9 protein-coding genes are annotated in these 11,194 nt (G+C 63.6%); 3 read left to right on the forward strand and 6 right to left on the reverse strand.

The genetic code is table 11. The features are described from left to right. Positions 1–20: 20 nt before the first annotated feature. Positions 21–1,115 carry a hypothetical protein gene (locus ACR3FF_RS17465; protein ID WP_458189379.1) on the forward strand — a complete coding sequence of 365 codons (1,095 nt, stop codon included), beginning with the start codon at positions 21–23 and terminating at the stop codon, positions 1,113–1,115. 91 nt (positions 1,116–1,206) lie between these two features. On the opposite strand, the gene ACR3FF_RS17470 is transcribed toward ACR3FF_RS17465, so the two are convergent. Genes ACR3FF_RS17470 through ACR3FF_RS17490 form a run of 5 tightly spaced genes read right to left on the reverse strand, consistent with a single transcriptional unit; the run spans position 1,207 to position 7,452 of the window. Next, positions 1,207–1,917, reverse strand: a complete 711-nt coding sequence (locus ACR3FF_RS17470; RefSeq protein ID WP_458189380.1) for a TorD/DmsD family molecular chaperone — start codon at positions 1,915–1,917, stop codon at positions 1,207–1,209. Further along, a complete protein-coding gene (locus ACR3FF_RS17475; protein ID WP_458189381.1) occupies positions 1,914–5,180 on the reverse strand; it encodes a molybdopterin-dependent oxidoreductase in 3,267 nt (1,088 codons plus the stop codon). Before ACR3FF_RS17475 ends, ACR3FF_RS17470 begins: the two co-directional genes overlap by 4 nt. Next, on the reverse strand, positions 5,177–6,451 hold the full coding sequence (gene nrfD, locus ACR3FF_RS17480) for an NrfD/PsrC family molybdoenzyme membrane anchor subunit (RefSeq protein WP_458189382.1): 1,275 nt from the start codon (positions 6,449–6,451) through the stop codon (positions 5,177–5,179). The genes ACR3FF_RS17475 and nrfD overlap by 4 nt, the downstream gene beginning before the upstream one ends. Before the next feature lie 4 nt (positions 6,452–6,455). Then, positions 6,456–7,133, reverse strand: coding sequence for a 4Fe-4S dicluster domain-containing protein (locus ACR3FF_RS17485; protein ID WP_458189383.1), 678 nt, complete (start codon positions 7,131–7,133; stop codon positions 6,456–6,458). Continuing rightward, the gene (locus tag ACR3FF_RS17490; RefSeq protein WP_458189384.1) at positions 7,039–7,452 is read right to left on the reverse strand and encodes a 4Fe-4S ferredoxin N-terminal domain-containing protein; all 414 of its coding nucleotides are present in this window, start codon (positions 7,450–7,452) and stop codon (positions 7,039–7,041) included. The genes ACR3FF_RS17485 and ACR3FF_RS17490 overlap by 95 nt, the downstream gene beginning before the upstream one ends. A 329-nt stretch (positions 7,453–7,781) precedes the next feature. Here ACR3FF_RS17490 and ACR3FF_RS17495 point away from each other — a divergent pair, with 329 nt between their 5' ends. Next, positions 7,782–9,728 carry a bacterio-opsin activator domain-containing protein gene (locus tag ACR3FF_RS17495; RefSeq protein WP_458189385.1) on the forward strand — a complete coding sequence of 649 codons (1,947 nt, stop codon included), beginning with the start codon at positions 7,782–7,784 and terminating at the stop codon, positions 9,726–9,728. Between the two features lie 74 nt (positions 9,729–9,802). Here ACR3FF_RS17495 and ACR3FF_RS17500 read toward each other — a convergent pair whose 3' ends face one another. Further along, positions 9,803–10,750, reverse strand: a complete 948-nt coding sequence (locus tag ACR3FF_RS17500; RefSeq protein WP_458189386.1) for a zinc-binding dehydrogenase — start codon at positions 10,748–10,750, stop codon at positions 9,803–9,805. 96 nt (positions 10,751–10,846) lie between these two features. On the opposite strand from ACR3FF_RS17500, the gene ACR3FF_RS17505 reads away from it, so the two are divergent. Then, on the forward strand, positions 10,847–11,149 hold the full coding sequence (locus ACR3FF_RS17505) for an amidase family protein (RefSeq protein WP_458189387.1): 303 nt from the start codon (positions 10,847–10,849) through the stop codon (positions 11,147–11,149). The last annotated feature ends 45 nt before the right edge of the window (positions 11,150–11,194 follow it).

The following is an 11,194-nucleotide window of genomic DNA, read 5'->3' on the forward strand; positions in this document are numbered from 1 at the left end:
TTTTAAACACTCACACACGTATGACAGGAAAACCTACGACCCACGACGACGAGAAGTCCACAGATAGCGGCACGCATCGACGCTCGTATCTCCTCGCGACTGCCGGCGTCCTCGGTTCCATCGGGAGCGTCTCGGCAGTGCTGGCGGCAGACGAGGAGGCACCACCCGACGACTTCGAGAACGGAGACATCCGGAACTCGGAGTTCGTCCTCGAACAGGGCGACACCTGTCTCCCACTTGCCGTCGTTTCGCCGAACGAGAGCCTCAGTGTCGAGGAGTTCTACGATTATCGTTCGTCGGACACCGACCCGACCGGCTGGTACAGCGCGTACGGTCCGGCCACGGCGCTCGAACAGCCCGGAAACACCATCCTCTACCTCTACGACGGTCCGAACGGGACGAGTCTGGTGGTCATGCACAGCAAACGCGGTGCCGAAAGCGGCGGCGCGGTGACGTTCAACTTCACGGGACTCCCCGGCGACGGCGAGTGGGCGGTCACGGACGACCAGTACAACGCTTCTACCAACTACGACAACTTCGAACGGTCGAACGGCAACTGGTCTATCGACTGGACGTGGGCCACCGACCCGGACCACGGCGGCGGTGCAGACGGTGGTGCCTTCCGAGGCCTGACGACGGACTCCGAGTTTCGAATCGACCCGGCGTTCAACGAGCAGGCAGAGCTGTACGGAGACCACTACGATGGTGAAGTAAAGCAGTGGAACGCTCTCGCCGCCACCTCCGAGGAGTACGGGTGGGTGTCGCTGGACATGGACCAACCGGTCGTTATTCGAACGGGCGAGTGCGACCAGTCGGGGCTCCCGCCCACGGTCACCACGACGGAAACGACGACCACAGAAACGACGACCACAGAAACGACGACCAGTACGACGGAAACGACGAGCAGTACCACGCTGACGACGACCGAGACGACGAGTGCGACGAACGCACCGCCGTCGTCGCATTCGTCGACCACCGACGACAAGGCTGCCGGACCGGGCGGGTCGCAGACGACCACGTCGTCCGGCCAGGACGGTTTCGGCGTGATTGCGGCACTCGGTAGCGTTCTCGGTCTCGGTCTCGGCTTCCGCGAACTGGTTCGCGATGAGGAGTGACCGAGAGGGCCCCGAGTCACCTCCCGTCTCCGAGAGGGCACTCACCGCGAAGGAGCATGGCGAGTTCCCGTCCCAGCCTTGCTGTGCCGGCTCACTCGACGACGGCCGGTTCGTCGTACTGCCGGGCGTCCCACGCGACGAACGTCCGTGCGAACCGAGCGAGAGCGGCGAACACGCGTTCGACGCGGTCGTTCGCGGTGACGGCTTCATCGAACGCGTCTAACCACCCGAGATTCTCTATCACCGACTGCTGGAGGCCACGGAGGTCGGCGGCGGTTACGTCGGCGTCGAGTGGGTCGGTGTACCGTTCTGCCTCACGGGTCGCGAGCGCGCTCACGAACTCGAACTGTGCCGCGAGATGGTCGGGTATCCCGTCGCCACGATCCGGGACGAACCCTGCTCGGGCGTATTGGTGTGCGATTCGAGCGGCCGGGTCGCCGAGGAGTTCGCCCGCCGTCCCGACGTCGTGGTAGCGTGAGTCCGACTCGAACGACTCGCTCGGACTCCCGTCGTACGCCGACGCGAACGGTGGAACGTAGTAGCTCCCGGGAACGACGAACAGGTTGTCGTACCCTACTGCGAGCGTCTCACGCTCGAAATCGGCGGCAGACAGCGGTTCGACGTCGATTTCCACCGGGAACTGCTCGGCGAGTCGGGCGAACACGTCTTCTTCCATCGCACTGGCTAACACGTCCATCTCGCCGTCAAACACCGCCGCGAGGAGCGCGTACGTCCGGGCCCGCGCACGAGCGAACGCGGCCGCCTCGTTCGCATCGCCGTTCTCGACGACCGTCGAGGTCATTCGAGGGCCTCCACCTCGACGTAGGCGTCGTACTGCGCGTTACTCCCGCCGACCAGGTCGCTCAGGCCGATGTCGCCGAGAGTGCTGTCGAGCGGTTGCAAGAGGTTGACGGCGAAGCCGGCGTCGCGTCCCTTCGCCAGTCCCGGGTCTTCGCGCATCGGTTCGTCGAACCGGTAGGGGGTATGCCCGTCAGGTTCGACCGCGGCCATCGTCTCGCCGTCGACCGTCTGTTCGGTCGCGCCGTCACCGGTACGACCCCAGCCCCACATCGTCCCGACGACGCCCGGCCGGATGCCGTTCGTGACCATCGCGACACCTTCGACGCTTCGCGTTTCGGCCTCGATTCGGATGCGGTCGCCGTTCTCGATGCCGCGTTCGTCCGCGTCGACGGAGTTGATCCACAGCGGGTTCTCCGGACGGAGTTCGCGCAGCCACGCCGCGTTGGTGGTGCGGTGTGACCCCTGTGTCCGCGGCTTCCAGTTGATGAGCTTGAGGGGCCGGTCGGGCTCGTGCGTGCTCGTCACCGGCAATTGCACGTCGCCGTTGTAGTGGACGACGTCCTCGACCCGCGGTAACGGGTCGAACCGTTCGCCGGTGTAGGAGTGTTTGCCCTTCGCGGTGACCTCGCTGTAGAAGTCCACCCGCGAACCCAGTCGATAACGCATGTGGTCGCCTTCGTACCCGTTCGAACGGTCGTCCGACCGCGCGACGTAGTCGTAGTCGTGGCCTCGCTCGGCGAACGCCGCGGCGTATCCCTCGACCGGTTCTTCGAACCGCCCGCCGCGGTTGAGCACGGTGACGACCTTCCGCCACTCTCCGGGCTTGACTGCTTTCCGCCACGTCTCGATGTCGAACCGGTCGCCCAGTCCCTTCTCGTGTGACTCCCGGAACACCCGGAGTTCGTCGTCGCTCGCGTCCGCGACCGGGTCGCGGTCGTAGGCGATGTTCGCGGTCAGTTTCACGTAGAAGTCCTCGGCCCGATGTAACGGCCAGTCGTTTCCGTCGGCGTCCGTGATTGCACCCGCACCGACCCCGGGGAGGTCGAGTTTCTTCCAGATGTCGATGAGCACGTCCTCGGCGGGACGCGCGTCGGGAACGACGCTCACGGTCGGCTGGCTTATTTTCTCGACAGCGAGCCGGCGGTTCGGGTACGTCCCGAAGTTCTCCCACCGTTCCAAGTACGTCGGTTCCGGGAGGATGTAGTCTGCGTACTGGCTCGTGTCGCCGATGACGGTGTCGAACGCGACGACCAGTGGAATAGCCGTCTCGTCATGCAGGACGTCCGGAACCTTGTCGCCGCCGCCGATAGCCATCACGTGGTTGTTCGAGTACGGCCTGATGAACAGTGCGTTCACCCCGTAGGGATAGCGGTCGTTCGCACTCCCGTAGAGTTCCTGGGTGGCGTACGGCGGTGCCACCGGGAACCACGGCCGCTTGGCGGGATAGCCGCCGTCGCGCTCGAACAGCGACGTCTCCTCGTAGTTGATGCCACCGCGGAGAATCGGGATGCCCCACGGCTTGTGACCGTTCGGGACCGTCGCGAGGTCGTACCGACCGCTCGTCGTGTCGTAGCCGGCGTACGGCGTCATCTGACCGCCCTTCCAGTCGTAGTTGCCGATGAGGTGCTGGAGGATGGCGATAGCACGGGTGTTGTAGAACCCGTTCGAGTGCTTCGCGGGGCCGCGATAGGACATAATCGCGGCCTTCTTCCCGTGGCTCGTGAACTCGTCGGCGAGCTCTTCGATATCCGCGACGCGGACCCCTGCCATCTCGGCGTACTCCTCGAGGTTGTACTCGAAGACCCGGTCTCGGTACAGCGTCCAGACGCTCTTCACCCGGTTCCCGTCGACGGTCGCGTCCACCTCAAGCACGCCGCTCGTGGCCTCGCCCGCGGGTGCTGGCTGGCCGGTATCGCCGTCGAGGACGACGAAGTCGTCGCTCGCATCGCCGTCCCCGAGGCCGAGGCTACCTGCGCGAGCCTTCGGTCCCCCATCCTCGTCGACGAGGACGAGGTGCGTCGCGTCGCTCCACGTGGGTTCGTCGTCCGCGTTCGCCGCCTGCTGATTCGGATTTCGGAGGTACGTCTCGTCGTAGCGTTCGTGCTCGATTATCCAGCGAGCCATCCCGTGTGCGAGTGCGCCGTCCGCACCCGGTTCGACGGGCACCCACTTCTCTGCTTTCTCGGCCGTCTTCGAGAGGCGCGGGTCGACCACGTCCATGCGCAACCCGTTCTGAATCGCGTTCGTCAGTTTGGGTGCGAGCCAGGTCGGGCCCTTGTTGGCGACCATCGGGTTCGTCCCCCAGGCGATGATGTACTCCGCCTTGTCGATGTCGGGGTACTGGCGTTTCTTCTTGGCGGCGTACGACCGGACATTCCCCATGACGCTCGAGAGTCCACAGGTGCCCGCGTGGTGGATGCTGTTGACCGAACCGAGTCCCTGACTCCAGAGTCGAGCGCGAATGAAGTTGCGTCGGAACCCACCGACGTCGACGATCTGGTTGGCTTTCGGCCCGAGGTCGGGGTGGTCGGTGTCGATGAGCACGTCCCCGTACTTCTCGTCGAACGCCTGCTTCGAGAGGTCGCCCGCCTGGACGGCCTCCCAGTCGGCCATGACCTCCTCCTGGGGTGCGTATCCCCACAACGCTTCGAGGCCCGGGTGGCCGAGTTCGTCGTCACCGACGACGATGTCGCGTATCGCCTGCTCCCAGGTGACGGTCTTCCACTCGCCGCTCCCACGCTCGCCGACGCGCTTCATCGGCTTGCGGACGCGGTAGGTGTCGAACGCGGTCTGGATGCCCGCCTGGCCTTTCAGACACATCCGACCGCCGGAGAGCGACCAGCGGTTCGTTTTCACGTCGCCGGTTCCGTCCAGTGCACCCATCACGACGTCCTCGGGGTCGCTCTCGTAGGGCACCTGGGAGAACGGCTGGGTGTTCAAGAACGAATACGGGTTCCCGGCCAACTTGCGGACGAGCGAACTGTACTGGCCAGTCCCGCTGTCGTCGGCGATTCGCACCTTGATGGGACAGAACGTGTTACACTGCCCGCAGGTGGTGTGGATGACGTCCGCGGCGTCGTACTCTTCGTAGTCGGTGCCGACGTAGTGTTCGTTCTCGTCGGCCCAGAGGTCGCCGACGTCGAGGTTCGCGCTCAGGCCGCCGAGCAACGAGACGGCACCGAGACCGCCGGCCGCCTTCACGAAGTCGCGGCGGGTCGTCGCGGTGTCGGACGTAGCCTGGTCGTCGGGTGTGTTAGAGCTCATTCGTGGTCACCTCCGTCGAGGGGAGTCAGTGGTAGTAGTTCCGCACCGATCGTGTACAGCAGCAGTCCGACAGCGATCATCCCCGCGCTCGTCGCCCACTCGACTCCCGTCGGGAAGTACGACCCGTGTGGGAGCCCCTCCATGACGGGGATGATCTGCGGCGGAACGACGATGTTGAATCGCACGCCGATGATGCCGACGACGACGCTGAGTCCGGCGACGACCATCATCCACGGGGTCCGGCGGGACGAGCGTCGCGCGAGCAGTCCGAGCGGGAACACCCAGCCCAGTCCGACCATCACCAGCCAGAACGACCACGACATCTCGCCGAACAGCACCGTCTGCCACGTTTCGACGTCCGCCGGGTGGAGACTGGTCAGTGCGATGAGCGCGTCGATGGCCGTGAACGCCACGTCCACCAGGATGAACACGGCCAGCATCTTCGCGAGTCGGTCGAGCAACGCGAGGTCGATGGCGTCGTCGGTGAGCAGTCGGGTTCGGAGCACGTACAGCATCATCACGAGCGCCGTGCCGGAGACCACCGCGGAGATGATGAATATCACCGGGAAGAGGCCGCTGTTCCAGTAGGGTCGAGCTTTCGCCACCGCGAACAGCACGCCGGTCCCCCCGTGGACGAAGAAGATGGCGAGCGGAATCCCGAGGATACCGACGCGTTTTATCCACGCCCGGTCGGTCGCCCGACTCGCATCGTCCGTACCGGTCCGGCCGAGCGTGAGCAGACTGGCGAGCCTCGCACGGAATCCCGACGTTTCGGCGGCGATTCGCGCCAGGTCGATGCGCATCGAGAGATACAGTTCGGTCATCAGGACGAGGATGTACGCGACGTACGCGTGGACCTCCCAGGACAGCGGTGACGTGAGCTGTCGGTAGAGGAACGGGTGGTACATCCGGTCCATCCGCCCGAGGTCCGTCCAGACGAACAGCATCGCCACCACCATACTGATTATCGCCGCGAACAGTGCGTCACGGTCGATTTTGTGCATGCCGGAGACCTCGAACACGTTCGCCATCGTGCTCACGAGGAACGCGCCGGCCGACAGGCCGACGAAGTAGATGTAGAACGCGACCCACGCACCCCACGGCGTGACGCTCGTGAGGTTGGTCGCGGCCATTCCCCGGTCGATTCGGAGCCACATCGCGTACCCACCGATAGCGAGTACGACGGCGAGCAGCCCATACCACGCGAGTCGAATCCGACCGTCGTTGAAGCCGGACGCGAACTCGAATTGGGTCGTCGTTTCTGTTGCCATGATTCTATTTCAGGTAGTAGACGTTCGGGTCGGTGCCCTCTTCCTCTTTCAACTGGAACGCGCGTGAGGAGTTCGCCATCTGTGCAACTTCGCTATCCTGGTCGTTCAGGTCGCCCATGTTGCGGGCGTCACCGACGCAGGTCTCGATGCACGCCGGTTCCTCGCCGCGACCGAGGCGGTGATAACAGAACGTACACTTCCGGACGTTGCCGATGGGGGACTTCTTGTCCTCGCGTGACCCCCGGTCGACCCCGTACTCGGGACTGGTTATCTCGCCATCTTCCATGAACTCGTCGTCGTAGTCCACGCCGAAGTCGAAGTAGCGCGCGCCGTACGGGCACGCGATGGAGCAGTATCGACAGCCGATACACCGGTCGTAGTCGATGTTGACGATACCGTCTTCCATCTTGTACGTCGCACTGACAGGACAGACCTGGACGCAGGGCGGATTCTCACACTGCATGCACGGTCGCGGCAGGTTCGTCCGCGTGACGTTCGGGAACTCGCCGTGTTCTTCCTCCACGACGACGTTGTACGAGACGCCCGGTGGGGTCCGATTCTCCGCTTTACACGCGACCGTACACGAATCACATCCGACGCACTTCTCGAGGTCGATGACCATCCCCCACTTCGTGTCGTCGCCCTCGCCGACGCTCTCTATCTCCGCGGCGACGGTGTCCATCGACCCGACGGTACACTGGAGGTTCTCGGCTACTTCGGGGGAGACGGTCTGGCCCTCTGCTTGCCGGTCGATGGCTGGATTCGGCGTCTCGTGAATAGGCGTCGCCGAACTCGGCGGCCGCCGCCTCGTCGTACTTCTCCCAGTACTCGTCTCCGGTCATCTCACCGCGACTGACTCGCTTTGCGTCCTCGGCCATCGCCAGGCCGAGGTCGGTGCTGTACTCGGTCTTCTCGAGTTCCTCGACGGGGTCTACGGTCTCCGCGTCGACCATCTCGTCTAAGTGCCCCACGTCGGGGACGCGCGGAAGCGGTTGGCTCACCGCGACCACCCGTCCACGACTCCGGTTAGTTCTCTCATACAGGTTAACGTAGGCGCGGAGACACGGTGAGTGTAGTACCGATATGACTGGGTGGCGAAATCGGGCGAGAGATACGGGATAACCACCGTACCAATACACATTGGAAGTGGGGTCACTGCGCAGGTCGAGCGTCCACCTCCCGTCGTCTCCCGGATCGGTTTTCGCGTCCGAAATCGACCGGCTCCGCGACCGAGAGTCGGGTATTTTCCATTTTTCAGTCCGTGAGAATGGGCAATAGCATGACCTTCCCGGAGTGACTAGGTTCAGGCGAGCACGGAGACTCGTCGGCAGTGAGTCTGCCCGACGAACCGACTCCACGTGCCACCCTGTCCACCATGCCCGACCCCATCATTACGACGTCGATTCTCCTTCGCCTTCTCGGCGTCGGCTACTCCGTGATTTTGTTGTATCGCGTCAGAGACCTCAGGTTCGGATTCCTGACGGCGATGCTGTCGCTGATGGCGATGCGCCAGTTTCTCACGCTCCAGTCGGGTGCGACCGGGCTCGCGGAGTTGCCCGGACTCGCCGTGAGCGTCCTCGCTCTGCTCACCGTCTACTATCTCTCCGAGTACGTCGAACAGGAAGGCTGTACCAAACGGGAGATGCGGGCGAAAAACGAACAGCTTCGTAGCTTCCGGAAGGCGGTCGAGCACGCCGGTCACGCCATCTTCCTCACCGACCCCGACGGGACGATAACGTACGCCAACCCCGCCGTCGAGACGGTAACCGGGTACAAGCGGGACGAAGTGCTCGGTAACACGCCCGCGATGTGGAACTCGGGCGAACACGACGAGGCGTTCTACTCCGACATGTGGGAGACCATCCTCGACGGCGAGGTGTGGGACGGCGAAATCATCAACGAACGAAAGAACGGTGACCTCTGCTGGGTGGATATGACCATCGCTCCGATTACGGACGAAACGGGTGCCATCGAGCGATTCGTCGCTGTCGATACGGACATCATGGACCGGAAGGAACGCGAGTTGCACATCCAGGACCAGCACGAACGGTTAGAGATTCTCAACGATACGAACGAAATCATCCGCGACGTCAACCAGGACCTGGTCCGGGCGACGAGCCGTGAGGAGATAGAACGGACGGTCTGTGACCGATTCGCGTCCGCAAACCCGTACGCGTTCGCGTGGGTCGGTGACAGGAACATGGTAAACGAGTCCATCGCGCCACGAACCTGGGTCGGAATCGACGGCGAGACGCTGCATTCGTTCGTCGAGAGCATCAACGGTTCGGACGGGACGCTGATCGCTCGGGCAATCGAGACGGGCGAGGTGCAGGTCGCCACCGACCTCGTCGACGGCTGTGAGGACGAGTCGTGTCCGTGGCGACGAGCGGCCGGTGAGAACGGAAGCTTGTCGGCAGCCGCGGTACCGCTCGTGTACGACGAGACGCTGTACGGCGTCCTCGAGATTCACGCGACGACGACCGACGTGTTCGACGCCATCGGCCGCGACGTATTCGCCGAACTCGGTGAGACCATCGCTCACGCTATCAACGCGGCCGAAAGCAAGGCGGCACTCGTCAGCGACAGCGTCGTCGAACTCGAATTCTCGGTTACCGATTCCGCGTGTTCGTTCGTCGACCTCTCGAAACGGGTGACCGGTCAGCTCTCGCTCGAACGGACAATTTCGAACGAGGGCGGAACCGTCCATCAGTACTTCGCTGTCACGAACGTCGACCCGACGACGGTGCTCGAGCAGGTGCACGAGGCACCGAGCGTCGACCAGGCCAACGTCGTCTGTGAAGCGGACGACGATTGTCTGATTCGAATCGAAACGAGCCAGCGAACGGTCGTCTCCGAACTCGCAAACCACGGCGCACTCGTCACGTCGGTCACGGCGACGGATGGGAACGGTCGTCTCACGGTCGAACTTCCTCGAATGGCGAACGTTCGAGCGGTCGTCGAGTCGCTTCAAAACGCCCACCCTGGGACCGACCTCGTCGCGTATCGGGAACACGAGCGACCGGTCGAGACGAAACAGGGCTTCCGAGCGGAGCTCGAAGAGTCGCTCACCGACCGTCAGCTCGAAACGCTCGAAACCGCGTACGTCAGTGGGTTCTTCGAGTGGCCTCGCCAGAATACCGGTGAGGAGATAGCCGACGTGATGGGGATATCGCAATCGACGTTCCTCCAGCACCTACGCGCTGCGAATCGAAAACTGCTCGATGCCATCTTCGACGACGAGCCGATGGTCCCGCCTCGATACTCCTCGCACCCGTGACATCGTCCCCGTCCCGACGCGCGATGCTTGGTTTCCCCTCGATTCTTCGGACGGGTCGACCGTGCTGCCGACGGTCAGTCGCCGGCGACGTCCAACACTATTTTACCGGTGAGCCCACCCTCCTCGACCATCTCGTGTGCTCTCGCCACCTCCTCCAGCGGTAGTACCGAATCGACGACGGGTTCGAGGTGGCCCTGCTCTGCCAGCCGACGCAGGCCGTCGAGCGGTCGCCGGTCGCGTTCGAGAAACAGCATCTCGACGGTCAGGTTCTTCTGGTACGCGGTCCCCCACTCGCCCTCCGGTTCGAGGACGGTGACGAGCCGACCGTGCGGTTTCGTAATGGCGGTGCTCTCGACCAGCGTCTCACCACCGACAGTGTCGAAGACGAGGTCGACCGGTTCGTCGAACTCTGACTCGACGACGTCCGTGAACGATTCGGACTCGTAATCTATCGCGCGCGTCGCACCGAGGGCTTCGGTCTGTTCGACCGTCTCCGGGCTCGTCGTCGCGACGACTTGTGCGCCGGCGGCAGCGGCGATCTGCACCGCGTGCGCACCGACCCCGCCCGCCCCGTGAACTAGAACCGTTTCGCCGACCGACGCCTCGCCGCGGGTGACGATTCCTTCCCAGGCCGTCCCGCCGGCGAGCGGGAGTGCTGCCGCCTCCGTGTGCGAGAGGGTGCGGGGTTTGCGGGCGACGATGGACTCGTCGGCGACGTGGTACTCGGCGTAGCTTCCCCGTTCGCCGAAAATCTCCGGCGTGTAGAACACTTCGTCACCGACGTCGAAGTCCGTGACCGATTCGCCGACCGCTTCGACGACGCCCGAGACGTCGTACCCGATGACCGTCGGCGGGGAGATACCGGCCCACGACCCGGCCTGGCGAATCTTGTAGTCGACGGGGTTGACCGACGATGCGTGTACCCGAACGAGAACGTCCGTCGGCCCGGGAGACGGTTTCTCTACGTCGCGTCGTTCGAATACGTCTGTGCCGCCGAAATCCGTGATGATCATCGCGTCCATACGAACCGGTACGACCACCACCGGAGTATAGGTTGTGTCCGTCTGGCTACCTGGAGTACCAATCTTGATTATTGATACCGATGTACATGGTACGCTATGTCGCTCGAAACAACGTACAGTTCCGCGACGGAACTCGCCACACGCATCAGACGAGGGGACGTTTCACCGGTAACGGTCGTCGACGAGTGTCTGGAGCGAATCGAGGAACGCGACGGTGACTTAAACGCGTTCGTCACGGTGCTGGAAGACGAGGCGCGCGAGCGTGCACGAGAGGCTGAACGGGCCGTCGAGAGCGGCGAAGAACTCGGGCCGCTTCATGGCGTCCCCATTCGTATTCGGTTAAGACGTAAAACCAGCATACAGTGCTGCATTCACCTCCTCAAGAAGCGTCTGGCGTGACGGAGCTGGTTGTCTCGCCTCTCGATACCACGTGTTCGGGAGATT

It is taken from the genome of Haladaptatus ordinarius (assembly GCF_054177595.1).